Genomic DNA, 17,532 nt, shown 5'->3' with positions numbered 1-17,532 from the left:
GAAGCGGCGCAGCCGCTCAGGGGGTGTATTTCCATCAGAACCTCCCCACCGTTGCGGTGGAGCCCGTCTTCATCGCGACGGACGCTGCGGGCGCAGCAGGCGTGCCCGTGTGTTTCGTTGCAGCCAGTGGCAGGCTGCGCGCAAGGCGCGCGGCGTTCATCACCACCAGCAGCGAACTCAGTGCCATTCCCAGGCCGGCCACCCAGGCAGGCATGAAGCCCGCCAGGGCCAGCGGAATCGACACCGCGTTGTAAGCGGCTGCCCAGGCCATGTTCTGGCGCACCACCTGCAGCGTGCGGCGCGACAACAGGCATGCCTGGAGTACCAGTTCCAGGCTGTCACCCAGAACAACGAAATCTGCGCGCGATTGTGCCAGGGGCACTGCTCTACCAAACGCAAAAGAGACATGCGCTCCAGCTAAAACTGGGCCGTCGTTGAGGCCGTCGCCCACCATGGCCACGTGGTGGCCGGCAGCCTGCGCCTGCTGCAGGCGCTCCAGCTTGTCCTGCGGGCTGCAGCCGCCTTCGGCCTGGGTGATGCCCACGCGCGCCGCCATGGCGCGGGCCGCGTCCTCGCGGTCGCCGGACAGCAGCATCACCTGTACGCCGTGCCGGTGCAGCGCCTGCACCACGGCTGCGGCCTCGGGCCGCACGTCCTCGCTGAGGACGAAGCGGGCCAGCGTGTGCCAGCCCTGCGAGGTCTCCTCGGCCAGCAGCACCCCCTGCACGGGCTGCTCCCCGGCCAGGCCTGCGTGCAGGGCCGAGCCCAGCCGCAGATGGCGGCGCGCGCCGGCGCGCTGCACCCAGGCGTCCAGGCCCAGGCCGGCCATTTCCTGCATGGTGTCCAGCTTCCAGTCGGTGGCGGCATCGGCGCCGGCCTGCGCAATGGCGCGCGAGGCCGGGTGGATGGACTGGCGCGCCAGCAGCGCCGCCAGTGCCAGCACTTCGTCGGCATCTTCGCCCGCAGCAGGCTCGAAGGACGACAGGGCCAGGCCCTCGCGCGTGAGCGTGCCGGTCTTGTCGAACACCAGGGTGTCCACGGCGGCCAGCGCCTCCAGGCCCTGCAGGTTGCGCACCAGCACGCCGCTGCGCGCCAGCGTGCCGGCGGCAGTGAGCATGGCCACGGGCGTGGCCAGCGACAGCGCGCAGGGGCAGGTGACGATGAGCACGGCCACCGCCACCATCATGGCCTTGCCGGGATCGGTGGGCCACCACCAGATGGCGGCGCCCAGCGCAGCCAGCAGCACCACGACGAGAAAGGGCCGCGCCACCTTGTCGGCCAGCTGGGCCAGGCGCGGCTTTTGCAGCGAGGCGCTTTCCATCAGGCCCACGATCTGGGCGAAGCGCGTATCGGCGCCCACGCCATCCACGCGCACATCGACCACGGCATCCAGGTTGTAGCTGCCGGCCGTGACGGTATCGCCCTCGGCACGCAGCACGGGCGTGGACTCGCCGGTGAGCAGGGCCTCGTCGGCATGGGTGCGGCCGCGCACGATGGTGCCGTCGGCCGGGAAGGCCTCGCCACTGAGCACGCGCACCCGGTCGCCCGCGCGCAGGCGGCGCGTGGCCACGCGCTCGAAATGGCCGGCTGCGTTCTCGCGCAGTACGGCATCGGGCAGGCGGTTCATCACGGCTTCCAGTGCGCCGGCCGTGCGGTCGCGCAGGCGCAGCTCCAGCCAGCGGCCGGACAGCAGGAAGAAGACGAACATGGTCAGCGAGTCGTAGAAGACTTCCTCGCCGAAGGGCCCCGAAGGATCGAAGGTGCCCAGCGAACTGATCACGAAGGTGATCAGCATGCCCAGGGCCACGGGCAGGTCCATGCTCACGCGGCGCTGGCGTATGTCGCGCAGCGCGCTGGAGAAGAAGGGGCCGCAGCAAAACAGCACCACGGGCAGCGAGATGACCCAGGAGGCCCAGCGCAGCAGCGTCTCCATCTCCTGCGACAGGTCGCCGGGGCGGGCCACGTAGGCGGGCCACGCATACATCATCACCTGCATCATGCAAAAGCCGGCCACCAGCCAGCGCCACAGCGCACGGCGGCTCTCGGCCTGGCGGCGCTCGCGCGCAAAGGCATCGCGTGCGGGAAGCGCCTGGTAGCCGGCGCGCCGCACGGCCTCCATCCACTCGGAGGGAAGCACCTGCGCGTGGCGCCAGGTGACACGGGCGCGGCGCGTGGCAGCACTGACTTCGGCCTTCTCCACTCCGGGCACGGCACGCAGCGCATCCTCGATGGTCAGGGCGCATGCGGCACAGTGCATGCCTTCCAGAACGACGTGCGAATCCCAGGCGGGAAAGTCGGTGGGTTCCTTGGAAGGGTCGGCGGGAGTTGCGGGGCCTGCGGGCCGTCCGAACGAACTCCACTCCTGCGGATCATCCAGCAGCCGGGCGGTGGCCTGCTGCGAGGGCGAGGGGCCTGAATCAAGCGCCGCCACTGCCGCCTCGCTGGATGGGGCTATCGTGGTGTGGGGCATGGTTCTTAGCGTAATCGGGCCGCATGATAAGCGTATTGACATTAATCAACCGTTAACTCATGGTTGGGTCTATGCTGACTTCATCCCATCCATCAGCACACACGAAAGGAGCACGCATGTACAACCGCATCCTGATCGCCACCGACGGTTCCGAGCTTTCCGACAAGGCCGTGGACAGCGGGCTGGGCCTTGCCGCGCTGTGCGGCGCCAGCGTCGTCGTCGTCCAGGTGGTGCAACACTATCCGCGCAGCTACTTCGAGGGCGGCGAGACCGTGGACCTCAAGCAGATCGAGCGCATCGAAGGCCAGTGGACTTCCAACGCGCAGACCGTGCTGGATGCCATCCATGCCAAGGGACAGGCTCTGAAGGTCAACGTGACCACCGAGATCGTCAAGTCCGACCTGGTCGCCGAAAGCGTGATCGACGTGGCCAAGCGCCGCGACTGCGATCTCATCGTCATGGCCTCGCACGGCCGCAAGGGCCTGCAGCGCCTGCTGCTGGGCAGCGAGACGCAGCATGTGCTCACGCACACCCATATCCCCGTGCTCGTCCTGCGTTGAAGGGTAGCGGCAGCCTCGGCGGCCGCCACACAAAAAAAGGCATCGGCGGCGCCGATGCCTTTTGCTTTTTCAATCAGGCCAGGGCGCAATCCGCACCCTGGCGCCAACTCAGGCGAACAGCTGCTTGTGTTCGTCGCGCAGCAGGTTCTTCTGCACCTTGCCCATGGTGTTGCGCGGCAGCTCCTGCACTACGAAGCAGCGCTTGGGAATCTTGAAATTGGCCAGCTGGCCCTTGAGCGCATCGACCACCGCCTGGGGCTCCAGGGCGGCACCGGGGCGCGGCACGACCACGGCCACGCCCACTTCGCCGAAGTCCGGGTGCGGCACGCCGACCAGGGCGCTTTCGGCCACGCCGGGCAGCTCGTTGATGAAGCCTTCGATCTCGGCCGGATAGACGTTGTAGCCGCCCGAGATGATCAGGTCCTTGCTGCGGCCCACGATGCTCACATAGCCCCGCTCGTCGAGCTTGCCCACGTCCCCCGTGCGGAACCAGCCATCGGCCGTGAACTCCTCGGCCGTCTTCTCGGGCATGCGCCAGTAGCCCTTGAACACATTGGGGCCACGCACCTGGATGTTGCCGATCTCGCCCACGGGCACCTGCTGGCCTGCGTCGTCCACGATGCGCACGCCCACGCCGGGCAGCGCAAAGCCCACGGTGCCGGCGCGGCGCTCGGACTGGCCGCCGTTGTGCGCGTCGGGGCGGTAGGGGTTGGAGGTCAGCATGATGGTCTCGCTCATGCCGTAGCGCTCCAGGATGACGTGGCCGGTGCGCTCCTGCCAGTCGCGGTGCGTCTCCACCAGCATGGGGGCCGAGCCCGAGATGAACAGCCGCATGTGGGCCGCCGCCTCGCGCGTGAGCCGCGCGTCCGCCAGCATGCGCACGTAGAGCGTGGGCACGCCCATGAAGACGGTGGCGTCGCGCATGCGCGAGATCACCGTGCCGGGCTCGAACTTCGACAGCCAGATCATGGGGCTGCCATTGATCAGCGCGCCGTGGATGGCCACGAACAGCCCGTGCACATGGAAGATGGGCAGCGCGTGGATGAGCACGTCGCCGTCCTGCCAGCCCCAGTAGTCCTTGAGCGTCTCGGCGTTGGACAGCATGTTGCCGTGCGTGAGCATCGCCCCCTTGCTGCGGCCCGTGGTGCCGCTGGTGTAGAGGATGGCGGCCAGGTCGTCCTCGCCGCGCTCCACCACCTCATGCTCGTCGCCATGGTGGGCCGCGCGTTCCAGCAGCGTGCCGCTGCGGTCGTCGCCAAGGGTGTAGACATGGGCCACGCCCGAGGTGAAGGCGATCTTGGAGACCCAGCCGAAATTGCCCGGCGCGCAGACCACGACGGCGGGCTCGGCATTGCCCACGAAGTATTCGATCTCGGCGCTCTGGTAGGCCGTGTTCAGCGGCAGGAAGACATGGCCGCTGCGCAGCGTGGCCAGATAGAGCATCAGCGCCTCGACCGACTTTTCCACCTGCACGGCGATGCGGCTGGCGGGCGGCAGTTGCAGCGACTGCAGCAGGTTGGCCATGCGCGCGCTGCCACGGTCCAGGTCGGCCCAGCTGTAGAACAGGCTGGCGCCGTCCGCGCCTATGGCCTCTACGGCCCAATTCTGCAGATCCTGGGGAAAGGCGGCGCGCAAGGCAGCGAACAGATTGCGGTTGGTCATGGCTGTGAAGAAGAAGGAAGAGTCCGCGGGAAGCAGGGAAATCTCAGGCACGTTCATGGTTGGGCGAAGGCTGCGCCACGGACAGCTCGCGCAGGATGCGCTCGCGGTCCGCGTCCAGCGCGGGCGGCTGCCTGCGCACCAGGGGCTGATCGCACGCGGCCAGCAAGGGGTTGCCCGCCACGCGCAGCGTCTGGCCACCGGGGGCCTGCACCTGGGCCAGCATGCCGCGCTCGCGCACCTGGGGGTGCTCGACGACATCGGCCACGCTGTTGTACTCCCCCGCCGGGATGCCATTATCAGTGAGCAGGCGCAGCCAATGCGCCCTGGGACTGTCCCGCAGGCGCGCCTCCAGCGCGGCCTTGAGTTCGGCCTGGTGCTCGCAGCGCAGGGCATTGCCGGCAAAGCGCGCGTCCCCGGCCAGTTCGGGCAATTGCAGCAGGCTGCACAGCTTGCGGAACAGCGCATCGCTGCCCACGGCGATGACGAACCAGCCGTCCTGCGCCGCGAACACATCGAAGGGTGCCATGGACGGATGCCGCGTACCCATGGGCCCCGGCACGCTGCCCAGCGCGCCGAGCCGCGCCACGGGGTTCTCCAGCAGGGCCACCTGGCAGTCGAGCATGGAGACATCGACACGCTCGCCCTGCCCCGTGCGGGCGCGGCGCATGAGTGCGGCCTGCGTGCCGATGACGGCGTACAGCCCTGCGCCCAGGTCGCCGATGGACACGCCCACGCGGCAGGGCCCGGCGCCCGGGTGGCCGGTCACGCTCATCATTCCGCTCATGGCCTGCACCACCATGTCGTAGGCAGGAAAGCCGCTGTAGGGACCCGTCTGGCCGAAGCCAGAGACCGACGTCATCACCAGCCGGGGATGGCGCGCATGCAGGGTCTCCCAGCCATAGCCGAGCTTGTCCATGGTGCCGGGGCGGAAGTTCTCGACCAGCACATCGGCGCCTTGCAGCAGGCGCTCGAAGACCTCGCGGTCCTGCGGCTGCTTGAGGTCCAGCGCAATGGATTCCTTGTTGCGGTTCACCGACAGGAAATAGGCCGAGCCCCCGTCCACAAACGGCCCGATGCCGCGCGCATCGTCGCCCGTGCCGGGCTGCTCCACCTTGATCACGCGCGCGCCCAGGTCGGCCAGCATCTGCGTGCACATGGGGCCGGCCAGCACGCGCGTGAGGTCGATGACGGTAAGGCCTTCCAGCGGCAGGCCCGTGGCTTGTTCATTCATAGGGATTTCCATATCGTTATCTATTGCTTGATGCGACACCCACAACCTGTGGGACCGGCGGGGCCCAAGACCAGGACACCGAGGAAGGGCCGCTCCCGCACCGAGGGTGTCGTCCCCCCGCGAAGCGAGAGGGGGAAGGCGCGTGGCGCCTCAGGGGGTGTCTCACTGCAGCCCGGCGCCGGAACGCTGGGTCAGGGCCTTGGACTCCTGCCCTTCCTTGAGGGCCCAGGCGCGGAATTCTTCTAGGGATGCCGAGGGCGCGGCCAGATTGCCCTGCTTGGCCAGCCTGGCCTTCACATCGGGGTCTTCCAGGGCCTTGGTGCTGGCATCGAACAGCTTCCTGGCCACCTCCTCGGGCAGGCCCGCCGGTGCGAACAGCCCGAACCAGAAGGTGTAGTCAAAGCCCGGCACGCCGGACTCCTTCATGCCAGGCAGCTCGGGAAACAGCGGGGAGCGCTCGGCCGTGCTCACCGCCAGCATGCGCAGCTTGCCCGCCTGGGCCAGCGGCAGCACCGAGGGCGGCGTGCCGAAGGTCAGGTCCACATCGCCGGCGGCCACGGCCTGTATCGATGGCGCACCGCCCTTGAACGGCACATGCAGCATGCGCAGCCCACCGCTGGCGCCCGCGAACGACAGCGTGGCCAGGTGCGTGATCACGCCTGCGCCCGAGGAGGAATAGCTGAGCTTGTCGGGCTGGCTGCGCGCCAGCGCCACCAGATCGCCCACGCCCTGGCCCGGAAAATCCTTGCGCACGGCCAGCAGCATGGGGGCCGAACTCCAGCGCGTGATGCCCGTGAAGTTGCGCGCGCCGTCATAGCGCGCGCTCTTGTAGAGCAGCTGGTCCGAGCCATAGATATTGGCGCTGCCCAGCAGCAGCGTGTAGCCGTCGGGCGCTGCACGCGCCACATGCTCGGAGGCCAGCGTGGTGCCGGCGCCCGGGCGGTTGTCCACCAGCAGGGGCTGGCCCAGCAGCTTGCCGACCTTGTCGGCCACGATGCGCGCTACCGCGTCGGCGCCGCCACCGGGCGGAAATCCCACGACCAGCGTGACGGGCCGGGCAGGATAGGACTGGGCCATCGCGCCACCGGCCAATCCGGCCAGCAGCAACGACAGTGCAAAACGCTTGAACATGGCTTGTCTCCTGTTTATTGATACCCCCTGAGTCGCTGCGCGCCTTCCCCCAAAGGGGGACGACACCCTCGGTGCGGGAGCGGCCCTTCCTCGGTGTCCCCGAGTTGGGCCGCGCCGGTTCCGTGGGCTGTGGGCGGTAGGCAGCACCACGGGCAATCTGCGTGTATGCGGGAGGATGCGGTTCAGCGCCCCTTGAACTCCGGGCTGCGCTTCTCGCGCCAGGCCCGGCCGCCTTCCTGCAGGTCTTCGGAGGCGATGCTGCGCTGCACCTCGCGCGTGATCTCGGCCACGTCATGGCGGCCACGCGCGATCAGGTTCAGGTGCTTTTTCATGCCGAACAGGGGGATGGGCGCCATGGCGGCCAGCGTGCCGGTGAGCTGCTCCACGGCCGCAGCGAAGGCGGCGGGATCGGCCAGATGGGTGAGGAATCCGCAGGCCTTCATCTCCGGGGCCTGGATGCGCTCGCAGGTCAGGAACAGCCGCTTGGCCGTGTCCAGGCCCAGGCGCGAGACATAGCGCTCCAGCCCGCCCGCGTAGAAATGCAGGCCCAGGCGCGCGGCCGGCATGAACATTTCGGCCGCCGCGCTGCCCACGCGAAAGTCGCAGGCCAGGGCCATGTCGGTGGCACCGCCGTAGACGCCGCCGTGGATGGCGGCCACGGTCACGGCGCGGCATTGCTCGATGGCATCCACCATCTCGCCGAAGCTGCTGCCCTCGGTCTGGCTGCCCTGGATCTCTGATATATCATAACCACTGCAAAAGTACTTGCCTTCGCTGCGCAGCACCACCACGCGCACGTCGTCGCGGTGGTTGATATGCTCCATGTGCGCGACCAGCGCGCCCAGGTCTTCCGGAGCCAGCTTGTTGGCCGCTTCGGGGCGCTGCAGCGTGATGGTGGCCAGGTGATCCTGGATGTCGAGTCTGGGTGTCATATGTATCAGTCAATCAATCAGATATATTTAAATTAGAAAATGCTTCCAGCCAAGCAGCCATTGGAGAAAACCCCGGCCACGTCCAGCCTGCAGGAGCGTATACGGCAATCGCTGGAAGACGAGCTGCGCTCGGGCGCCATGCGGCCCGGCGACGCCATCGACGAGCCGGCCCTGTGCGAACGCTTCGGCGCCTCGCGCACCCCCGTGCGCGAGGCGCTGCTGCTGCTGGTGGCCAAGGGGCTGGTGGAGATCGTTCCGCGCTCGGGCATCTATGTGCGGCGGCTGGATGCGCGCGAGCTGGTGGCCATGATGGAAGGCCTGGCCGAGCTGGAAGGCGTGCTGGCCCGGCTGGCTGCCACGCGCATCCATGCGCAGCTGCGCGAGCGGCTGCAGGCGGCGCTGGCGCACACCGCCGCCTGCGCCCAGGCGCAGGATGCCGAAGGCTATGTGCAGGCCAACATGCAGCTGCACGAACTGATATACGAGGCCAGCGGCAACGACTTCATCGTGGAGCAGACGCGGCTGCTGCGGCTGCGCATCACGCCCTACCGGGGCCGCATGTTCGAGAAGCCCGGCCGGCTTGCGCGCTCGCAGCAGGAGCACGCCACCGTGGTGGCCGCCATCTGCGCAGGCCAGGCGGAGGTGGCCGCCGAGGCCATGCGCCAGCACATCTGCGCAGGCGGCAGCGCCTTCACCGACATGGTGCTGGGTGCGCCCGCGCAGGCGGGCTACGAGCGCCCGCGCAAGTCAAGGTAGCCCGAAGAGGGCTCAGGGCCGCACTTCGAAGGCCAGGAACTGCGTGACCTGGTTGTCCGCGAAGTTGTTGTCGGCCACCAGCACCAGGGTGCGGTTGCCGTTGGCCAGGCGCGGACCCCAGGAGATGCCTTCGATGTTGTCCAGCTTGACGCCCTGGTAGGTCACGGGCATTTCCAGCAGCAGCTCGCGCTTCATGGGCTTGTAGCTGGCGCCCTCCAGGCTCTTGAAGCTGCGCACATCGGTGGTGTCGGGCTCGATGGTGGCGCGCGTCAGGCGGATGGTGTTGCCCACGCCATCGGCAAAGGCGCGCTCGATGGCGATGAACTCGTTGTTGGAGACCGCCAGCAGCTCGGGCAGGCCGTTGTCCGGCGGAAAGCTGCCGCTGGCGGCCTTGTCCAGGGGAATCTTCGGCAATGCGTAGGCATACTGCGCGCCCGACTTGCCCGTGGCCGGATCGAGCTTGAGGACGCGGATGACGCTGCCCGCCGCCAGCGTGGTGAGGGGGCCGTCTTCCACCAGCGCATCCTCGTTGGCCGTGAACACGCTGCCGTCGGGCGTGACGGCCAGGGCCTCGAACAGCTTGTTGTTGCGCCCTCCGCTGGTGGTGTTGTCCACGTAGTTGAAGGCCGCAGGCGTCTCGAAGTCGCGCACGAAGCTGCCGTCGACCTTGATCTCGCGCACAAAGGGCTGGAACAGGCTGGCGGGGTCGGTGCTGAAGTTCCCCTCGCTGGACACGTAGAGGTTGCCGTTGGGCGCCACGCGGATGCCTTCGGGGTCCACGGTGCGGCGCGTGCCGGGCAGCGGCTGGCCGTCGCGGCCCTTGAGCGTGACCATCTTGCGGATGGTCACGGCCTGGATGGCCTTGTCATCGAACTGAATGCCCAGGTTGTAGAAGCGCGGCGTGCCACGCTCGCCGCCGCGCTCATCGGAGATGGCCCAGTAGCTGCCATCGGGCGCGCGGTCCAGGCCGGAGATGCCGCCGAACTCCACGCCGTCGAACAGTGTCTTGGTCTTGATGCTGTAGTCGCCGATCAGCCGCAGCGAGCCGATGGTCTCGGGGCCGTCGTCGCTGCCGCCGCAGCCTGCCAGGCCCGTGGCCGTGCCGAAAGCCAGGACCAGCGCGAGCAGCACGGATGCGGGCGAGCGGACCTTGTCTGCCTTGTTCATATTCCCTCCCAGGATGGATCTCAGAAGGGATGGACCGTAGCCAAGGCCCGTGACAGGGTGGTGACATGCACGCGCATGCCGCTGCCCTGCCCCTGCCCTGACCGGCCCCTCGTCCGCTACTCCAGCTTGGCGCCCGAGGCCTTGACCACCTGCGCCCAGCGCGCGATCTCGCCATGCACCATGGCCGCGAACTGCTGCTGGTTCATGCCGCCGTAGTCAGCGCCGTTGCGCGCCCAGATGGACTTGATCTCTTCGGCCGAACCTATGCGCTGCACCTGGTCGATGACCTGGGCCTGCACGGCCTGCGGCGTGCCCTTGGGCGCCCACAGGCCGTACCAGGTCGTGACCGTGTAGTCGGGCAGGCCGGACTCGGCCGCGCAGGGCACGTCGGGGAAGGCGGGGTTGCGCTTGTCGCCAGAGACCATCAGCGCGCGGATGCGTCCGCTCTTGATGTGCTGGGCCGACGAGCCCAGGCCGTCGAACATCATGTCCACATTGCCGGCGATCAGGTCCTGCAGCGCCGGGCCCGCGCCCCGATAGGGAATGTGGGTGATGAAGGTATTGGTCTGCAGCTTGAACAGCTCGCCGGCCAGGTGGTGCGAGGTGCCCGCGCCCGCCGAGGCGTAGTTGAGCTTGCCCGGCCGCTTGCGCAGGTCGGACAGCAGCTCCTGCACGGTCTTGTGCGGCACGTTGCGCGGGTTGACCACCAGCACCTGGGGCACGCTGGCCAGCAGGGCCAGCGCGATGAAGTCGCGCTCCAGGTCATAGTCCAGTCGCGGGTACATGGACGGCGCAATCACATGGTGGGTGCCGCCCATGAAGAAGTTGTAGCCGTCCGGCGCCAGCTTGGCTGCGTAGCTGGCGCCCAGGGTGCCGCCTGCGCCGCCGCGGTTGTCGATCACCAGGGTCTTGCCCGCGCTCTTGGCGAACTGGGCCGAGAACGGGCGGGCAAAGGCATCGGTGCCCCCGCCTGCCGGAAACGGCACGACCAGGTTTACGGGTTTGGACGGCCAGTCCGCCGCCGCGCGGGCTGCCATGGGCAGGGCCAGCGCGGCCATCGAGGCCCCGGCTGCGCGCAACACCGCGCGCCGCCCCGTGGGGTGGGAAGCTTGCATGACTTGTCTCCTTGTCGCCTCTTTGAGGCTGTCTTCGTTGTCAGGCGCAGCAGTCCCTGTGCAAGAAAAGGGGCACGGCCTGCGCCGCGCCCCTTTTCATTTGCACAGGGCTTCGATGTCCGAGGACACCGGTATGCGGCCCTGCGCCAGCAGGCCGCGATGCTTGTCCAGGCGCTTGAGGTCGTAGAGGTAGTTGACCATCAGCCCCAGCGACTGCTTGAGTCCCTTGGCCGACAGGTCGGCCGCCCAGTTGAGCCGCTCCACGCGCGCGCCATTGCCCAGGTGAAAACGCGCCACCGGGTCCAGCGGCCGGCCCTTGGCCGTCTCGCGCCCCAGATAGTGGGCAGCGCAGAACAGCAGTGCGCGGCGCACGGGTGCGTCGGGCTTGAGATCCTGCGGCGCATCCAGCGCCGCCAGCAGGTGCTCGGCGCCCATGCCGCCGGCCTTGAGCTCGAAGGCCTTGCGCTGGCGCTCGTCCATCTTCTCCAGGATGGCATCGCCGTGCTTGGCGATCCAGGCACGCAGGCCCGGAATGGGAGACAGCGTGGCGAAATGGCGCAGCCGGGGGAACTCGCCCGTCAGCGTCTCCACCACATGCTTGATCAGCGAGTCGCCAAAGCTCACGCCGCGCAGGCCGGCCTGGGTGTTGCTGATGGAGTAGAAGATGGCCGTGGTGGCGCGGCCCAGGTCGGCGGCCGCCGCCGTCTCATCCAGCAGCGGGGCGATGCTGTCGGACATCCGGTCCACCAGCGCCACCTCCACGAAGATCAGCGGCACGGTGGGCATGCGCGGGTGGAAGAAGCCGTAGCAGCGCCGGTCGCTGTCCAGGCGGTTCTTGAGGTCGGCCCAGCTGCGGATGTCGTGCACGGCCTCGTACTGGATGAGCTTTTCGATCAGCGAGGCCGGCGAGTCCCAGCTCAGGCGGCGCAGCTCCAGCAGGGCCACGTCGAACCAGTTGGCAAACAGATGCTCCAGCTCGGCGTCCAGCGCGGAAAAGCGCTGCTGCTCCGCCTTGGGCAGGGCCAGCAGTTCGGCGCGCAGGTCCACCAGAAAGCCCATGCCGCCCTGGGGCTGGGCAAAGCGCTGCAGCAGCCGCGTGCGCGGCGACATCAGCGCGCGGCGCAGGTCCATCTCGGCCTGGCCGCGCTCGGCATCGCTGGCCGCCGTGTCATAGCGCTTGCGCGCGGCCATCAGGGCTTCGGTATCGGGGCCGAACTGCTCGACGATCAGCGCCCAGAAATCCTTGTGCGCGGGCAGCTCGGCCTGGGCGTACCAGTCCATGAGCAGTTGCGCATGGCGGCCGCCCTCGACATCGCTCAGGCCGGCGTCGGCGGCAGCCTGTAGGTCTTCCATGAGCTTGCGCAGCTCGCGCGGGGACAGCACTTCCTGGCCGCGCCGCAGGGTGGCCTGCAGGCGCTGGGCCGTGCCGCGCGGCGCGGGTCCCTTGGCTGCCTCGCCCTCGGACTTTGTTGCAGGCGCAGCCGCATCGGTGCTGCGAAAGCGGGACACATTGCGGGCAATCCAGTCAGTAGCCAGACCCATTCAGAAGTTCCTCCATGTCAAGCGGTCACGGGACTGTCATGCCGCCAATCGGCCAATGACAATCTTTTGCTGCTCACATTATGAGAGTCTGCACGGCAGACCGTGTACGCCGATGTCGCGTTCTTGTCTTCGGGCTATCCCCATGCATGCCCCTGTCCCCTCTCCAGCCAACCTTGCACAAAAAACAAAGCGGGCACCAGGCCCGCTTCGTATCCGTGCGCGTACCGCCGGCCTCAGGCCGGCTTGCCCGCCTGGGCAGGATAGGCCGGGCGCCCTGCGGCCCAGAGCCACATGGCGACGCCGCCGATCACCATGGGCACGCACAGCCACTGGCCCATGCTCATGCCCAGCGACAGCAGGCCCAGGAAGTCATCGGGCTCGCGGAAGTACTCGGCAATGAAGCGGAAGGCGCCGTAGCCGACGAGGAAGACCGCCGCCACCTGGCCCGGCTTGTGCTCCTTGCGCGCATACAGCCACAGCAGCACGAACAGCAGCAGGCCTTCCAGCAGGAACTGGTAGACCTGCGAGGGGTGGCGCGGCAGCATGGAGCCGCTTTGCGGGAAGACCATGGCCCAGGGCAGCTCGGGGCTGGCAAAGCGGCCCCACAGTTCCCCGTTGATGAAGTTGCCGACGCGGCCGGCCGCCAGGCCCGTGGGCACGCAGGGCGCGACGAAGTCGGCCACCTCCAGCCAGGAGCGGGCCCGCGAGCGCGCGAACCAGACCATGGAGGCGATCACGCCGACCAGGCCGCCATGAAAGCTCATGCCGCCCTGCCAAACATAGAAGATCTCCAGCGGGTGGCTCAGGTAGTAGCCCGGCTTGTAGAACAGGCAGTAGCCCAGCCGGCCGCCGACGACCACGCCGAGCACGCCCAGGAAAAGAATGTCTTCCACGTCCTTGCGCGTCCAGGCGCGGTCGCCCTGCATGCGCACGAAGGGCGGGTGGCGCAGCCTGCGCGTTCCCAGCCAGAGGAAGAGGCCGAAAGCGGCCAGATAGGTCAGGCCGTACCAGTGCACGGCGAGGGGCCCGATCTGCAGGGCCACGGGATCGATCTGCGGGTACATCAGCATGGTCGGCATTGTGCCGCAGCGCCGCATGGCCGGCGCCGGCCAGGGGTTGGAAAGCTGGCGGCGCGGCGGTTCAACCCGGCTGGCTTTCCTTGATGGCCATGAGCTTGTCCAGGGCCGCGAACAGATGGCGCTGCTCGGTGGAGGTCAGCAGCTGCTCCAGCTCGTCTTCCAGTTGCACCACCACGCCCTCGGCCCGCGCCTGCAGCGCGCTGCCTTCGGCCGTCATGTGCAGCTGCTGCAGCCGGCGGTCGCGCGGATCGGGCTGGCGCCCGATGAGCCCGCGCTGCACCAGGCGCTCGACCACCGGCACCAGGTTGGAGGGCGAGATGTCCAGCGCCTCGCCCAGCTGGCGCAGGTAGATGCCGGGATTGGAGTGGATGAGCACCAGGATGGAGAACTCGCTGGGCTTGAGGTCCAGTTCGGCCACGCGCCGCGCGAACAGCTTGTGGATGTGGATTTCCGCGCGCGTGAGGCGGTAGCCCAGGAAACGCTGCAGGCGCGACTGATCGACGGCGGGTTCGGAGGAGCTGTCCATGGACACGGATCTGGAAGAGGAAGAAGGCACACCGAGGCAAAGCCGCCCCGGCGCCTGCGGATCTTCAGGGCCGGTGCGGCGTTCCATCATAAAAGCCCCGGCTGCCCGCTCAGGCCAAGGCAGCCGGCAGCGGCGTGCGCGCGGCGGACTCGGTGCGGCGCAGCCAGTGCTCCGCATCCAGCAGCCCATGCGCGAAGAACCAGGCCGCGCTGTCCGCCTTGGAGCGGCGCAGCGCCGGATCGGCCAGCGGCTGGCTGACACGCGCCGCGCGCGCCCAGGCAAAGGCCATGCACAGCGTGCCGACCAGGCGCAGATAGTCCTCGGCGCAGCGCGCCAGCAACGGGGCGTCGCCTGCGGCGCGGGCGCACAGCGCGCCCGTCAGCGCTTCGGTGCGATCGCTCCAGCTGCGCAGCGCGCCGGCCAGGCCGGGCTCCATGCCCGCCGCCTCGCAGGCAGCGGCCTCCTCGCGCAGTGCCGCCAGCAGCGGTGCCAGGGCGGCCCCGCCGCTGGCTGCCACCTTGCGCTGCAGCAGGTCCAGTGCCTGGATCTGGTTCGTGCCCTCGTAGATCATGGCGATGCGGGCATCGCGCAGCGTCTGCTCTATGCGGTACTCGTGCACATAGCCGTAGCCGCCGAAGACCTGCAGCGCCTCGCTGGCCAGCGCAAAGCCCCGCTCGGTGAAGAAGGACTTGACCACGGGCGTGAGCAGCGAGGCCAGCGCATGGGCCTGGGCGCGCTCCTCGGCATCCGGCGCCTGTTCGGCCAGGTCCAGCTGGTGCGCCACCCAGCCTGCAATGGCGCGCATGCCTTCGGTCCAGACACGCAGGTCGGCCAGCATGCGCTGCACGGCCGGCTGCAGGGCGATGGGGTCGGCGGGGCCCTGCGCATCGGCGGGCCGGGGCTGGGCGCGCATCTGGCGGCGCTCGGCCGCATAGGCGCGCGCCAGTTGCCAGGCCATCTCGGCATGGCCCAGGCCCTGCAGGCCCACGTGCAGGCGGGCGGAATTCATCATCACGAACATGGCGGCCAGGCCCTGGTGGGGCTGGCCGACCAGCCAGGCCTGCGCACCCTCGAAGCGCATGGCGCAGGTGGCGCTGCCCTTGATGCCCATCTTCTTTTCGATGCCGTCGCAGTGAATGGCGTTGGGCAGGAACCCGCCGCCGTCCTGCGGAATGCCGCGCGGCGCCAGGAACAGCGACAGCCCGCGCGTGCCCGCCGGCGCATCGGGCAGGCGCGCCAGCACCAGGTGCACGATGTTCTCGCTCATGTCCTGGTCGCCGCCCGAGATGAAGATCTTGCTGCCGTCCAGGCGGTAGCTGCCATCGCCCCGGGGCCGGGCCTGGCTGCGCAGCAGGCCCAGGTCGGAGCCGGCCTGGGGCTCGGTCAGGCACATGGTGGCCAGCCAGCGCCCGCTGACGATGTGCGGCAGATAGGTGGCGCGCAGGTGCGCGTCGCCATGGGCGTGCAGGCAGGCATAGGCGCCGTGCAGGATGCCCGGGTACATGGTCCAGCCATGGTTGGCCGAGGCCAGCATTTCGTGCAGCGCGGCATCCAGCAGCTGGGGCAGGCCCTGGCCACCGGCCTCGGGCGCGCAGGCCAGGGCCGGCCAGCCGGCTTCCACGAAGGCCGCATAGGCCTCGGGAAAGCCGTCGGGCGTGCGCACCCTGCCCTCTTCCAGTCGGCAGCCCTGCAGGTCGGCCGGGCCGTTGAGCGGGGCCAGCACGTCGGCGCAAAAGCGCCCGGCCGCCTCGACCACCATGTCGGCCGTCTCCTGGTCCAGGGCCTCATGGGCCGGCATGCGGCGCCAGTCGGCCTCTGCGCCCAGCCAGTGCTGCTGCACGAAGCGGATGTCCTGCAGCGGCGGCTGGTAATGCGAGCAAATTGATGCCTGCGCGCTCATGCCCGGCCCTCCATGGCCGCGACCAGGCGGCGGTAGGGACCGATGGCGCTGGCCAGGCACAGCACGGACAGCAGCGCGGCCAGGGCGGACACCAGGCCCAGCGACAGGCCCACGAGCTTTTCGTCATGGAAGACGAAGTCCGTGAAAAAGGCCACGAGGAAGGGGCCGAGCCCCAGGCCGATCAGGTTGATCAGCAGCAGGTAGATGGAAGTCACCTGGCCGCGCAACTGGTTGGGCGTGACCGCCTGCAGGATGGGCGGCGCCAGCGCCACCGGCATGCCCAGGAAGAAGGTGGTGACCGCCACGGCCACCAGGGCCACGGTGGGCGAAGGCGCAAAGGCCAGCATCAGGCCGCTGGCGATGAGCACGCCGGTGGCCACCAGCGAGATGACGATCGAGCCCACCTGCTTGCCGCGCGCCGTGAGGTAGTCGGCCAGGAAGCCGCTGAGCAGCATGCCGCCAATGCCGAAGGTCAGGATGATGACGCCGTAGGCGGGGCCGATCTCGCCGGGCGTCCAGCCCCACTGGCGGATGAAGGTGGCCGGCAGCCAGGCCGTGACGCCGAAGGTGATCATGGCCGTGATGCCCGGCGCCAGCAGCAGCGGCAGGAAGGCGCGCTTGTTGCGGAACACATGGGACAGATCGGGCGCGGGGCCTGCTGCAGCGGCGGCCCTGGCGGAGGCGCCTGCCGCCTGCAGGCCGCGGCGCACCGGCTCGCGCACGGTGTACATCAGCGCCACCAGCGGAATGCCGGGCAGGGCCACGAAGATGAAGGCCGCCTGCCAGGGCTTGAAGCTGCCCAGCAGCGGGAACACCACCTCGCCGGCTTGGCTGGTGGCCTGGATGACCAGGCCGCCCACGATGAAGGCCGTGGCCGAGCCGATGTACACGCCCGAGGTGTAGATGCTCATGGCGCGCGCGCGGCGCTCGGGCGGGAAGTAGTCGGCCAGCATGGAATAGGCAGCCGGCGACAGCGCCGCCTCGCCCACGCCCACGAACATGCGCGCCACGAACAGCGAGACAAAGCCCGTGACATAGCCACCGGCCGCCGTGGCCACCACCCAGATCGCCATGCCGATGACGATGAGGTTGCGGCGGTTCCAGCGGTCGGCCAGGCGCCCCAGGAAGATGCCGACGAAGGTGTAGAAGATGGCGAAGGCAAAGCCGTGGACGATGCTGAACACCCAGTCCGACAGCTGCAGATCCTTCTTGATGGGCTGCACCAGCAGGCCCAGGATCTGCCGGTCCACGAAGGACAGGGTGTAGGCCAGCAGCAGGATGATGGTGACGTAGTAGGCATAGCCGAGTCCGTTCGACTCGGCCGGCGCGGGCGTGGACACGCGGCCCGGCGGGTAAGGCAGGCTCATGGAGACCTCCTGTGGAGGAAGGGAAAGCGGAAAAAGGAAAGCGGGAAAGCGAGACAGGGATGCGCATGAAAAGGGCCGGCGCACCGCGCCAGCC

General features: G+C 68.8%; 14 protein-coding genes. 2 read left to right on the top strand and 12 right to left on the bottom strand.

Annotated elements, in window-relative coordinates; translation table 11 throughout:
- Positions 1–34: 34 nt before the first annotated feature.
- Positions 35–2,470, bottom strand: a complete 2,436-nt coding sequence (locus AC57B5_RS01210) for a heavy metal translocating P-type ATPase (protein ID WP_496398542.1) — start codon at positions 2,468–2,470, stop codon at positions 35–37.
- A gap of 116 nt (positions 2,471–2,586) precedes the next feature.
- Here AC57B5_RS01210 and AC57B5_RS01205 point away from each other — a divergent pair, with 116 nt between their 5' ends.
- Positions 2,587–3,030 carry a universal stress protein gene (locus AC57B5_RS01205; protein WP_012204620.1) on the top strand — a complete coding sequence of 148 codons (444 nt, stop codon included), beginning with the start codon at positions 2,587–2,589 and terminating at the stop codon, positions 3,028–3,030.
- Positions 3,031–3,138: 108 nt separating this feature from the next.
- Here the strand turns inward: AC57B5_RS01205 and AC57B5_RS01200 are convergent, their stop codons facing one another.
- The 4 genes from AC57B5_RS01200 to AC57B5_RS01185 form a co-directional block, all read right to left on the bottom strand.
- Complete coding sequence (locus AC57B5_RS01200) at positions 3,139–4,692, bottom strand: malonate--CoA ligase (RefSeq protein ID WP_496398541.1); 1,554 nt, start codon at positions 4,690–4,692, stop codon at positions 3,139–3,141.
- A 43-nt stretch (positions 4,693–4,735) separates the two neighbouring features.
- Positions 4,736–5,923 (bottom strand): CaiB/BaiF CoA transferase family protein, encoded by a 1,188-nt coding sequence (locus AC57B5_RS01195; RefSeq protein ID WP_239974612.1) that lies wholly within the window; start codon positions 5,921–5,923, stop codon positions 4,736–4,738.
- 162 nt (positions 5,924–6,085) lie between these two features.
- Positions 6,086–7,054 carry a Bug family tripartite tricarboxylate transporter substrate binding protein gene (locus AC57B5_RS01190; protein WP_496398540.1) on the bottom strand — a complete coding sequence of 323 codons (969 nt, stop codon included), beginning with the start codon at positions 7,052–7,054 and terminating at the stop codon, positions 6,086–6,088.
- Between the two features lie 182 nt (positions 7,055–7,236).
- Entirely contained in the window at positions 7,237–7,986 is a 750-nt protein-coding gene (locus tag AC57B5_RS01185) for an enoyl-CoA hydratase/isomerase family protein (protein ID WP_238002893.1), read from the bottom strand.
- 39 nt (positions 7,987–8,025) lie between these two features.
- On the opposite strand from AC57B5_RS01185, the gene AC57B5_RS01180 reads away from it, so the two are divergent.
- On the top strand, positions 8,026–8,742 hold the full coding sequence (locus AC57B5_RS01180; RefSeq protein WP_013803234.1) for a GntR family transcriptional regulator: 717 nt from the start codon (positions 8,026–8,028) through the stop codon (positions 8,740–8,742).
- Between the two features lie 12 nt (positions 8,743–8,754).
- Here AC57B5_RS01180 and AC57B5_RS01175 read toward each other — a convergent pair whose 3' ends face one another.
- The 7 genes from AC57B5_RS01175 to AC57B5_RS01145 all read right to left on the bottom strand — a co-directional run bounded on the left by AC57B5_RS01175 (position 8,755) and on the right by AC57B5_RS01145 (position 17,438).
- The gene (locus tag AC57B5_RS01175) at positions 8,755–9,909 is read right to left on the bottom strand and encodes an esterase-like activity of phytase family protein (RefSeq protein WP_496398539.1); all 1,155 of its coding nucleotides are present in this window, start codon (positions 9,907–9,909) and stop codon (positions 8,755–8,757) included.
- Positions 9,910–10,025: 116 nt separating this feature from the next.
- Entirely contained in the window at positions 10,026–11,024 is a 999-nt protein-coding gene (locus AC57B5_RS01170) for a Bug family tripartite tricarboxylate transporter substrate binding protein (RefSeq protein ID WP_012204613.1), read from the bottom strand.
- A 96-nt stretch (positions 11,025–11,120) separates the two neighbouring features.
- Positions 11,121–12,566, bottom strand: a complete 1,446-nt coding sequence (locus tag AC57B5_RS01165; RefSeq protein ID WP_043819465.1) for a malonyl-CoA decarboxylase — start codon at positions 12,564–12,566, stop codon at positions 11,121–11,123.
- A 233-nt stretch (positions 12,567–12,799) separates the two neighbouring features.
- The gene (gene lgt / locus AC57B5_RS01160) at positions 12,800–13,645 is read right to left on the bottom strand and encodes a prolipoprotein diacylglyceryl transferase (protein ID WP_496398538.1); all 846 of its coding nucleotides are present in this window, start codon (positions 13,643–13,645) and stop codon (positions 12,800–12,802) included.
- 61 nt (positions 13,646–13,706) lie between these two features.
- On the bottom strand, positions 13,707–14,171 hold the full coding sequence (locus AC57B5_RS01155; protein ID WP_496398537.1) for a MarR family winged helix-turn-helix transcriptional regulator: 465 nt from the start codon (positions 14,169–14,171) through the stop codon (positions 13,707–13,709).
- 109 nt (positions 14,172–14,280) lie between these two features.
- A complete protein-coding gene (locus AC57B5_RS01150; protein ID WP_496398536.1) occupies positions 14,281–16,071 on the bottom strand; it encodes an acyl-CoA dehydrogenase in 1,791 nt (596 codons plus the stop codon).
- Positions 16,068–17,438 (bottom strand): spinster family MFS transporter, encoded by a 1,371-nt coding sequence (locus tag AC57B5_RS01145; RefSeq protein ID WP_496398535.1) that lies wholly within the window; start codon positions 17,436–17,438, stop codon positions 16,068–16,070. The genes AC57B5_RS01150 and AC57B5_RS01145 overlap by 4 nt, the downstream gene beginning before the upstream one ends.
- Positions 17,439–17,532: the final 94 nt, after the last annotated feature.

It is taken from the genome of Delftia sp. BGA-UO-ETr-SB1, assembly GCF_059567865.1.
This window is presented reverse-complemented; position numbering and strand designations above follow the sequence as displayed.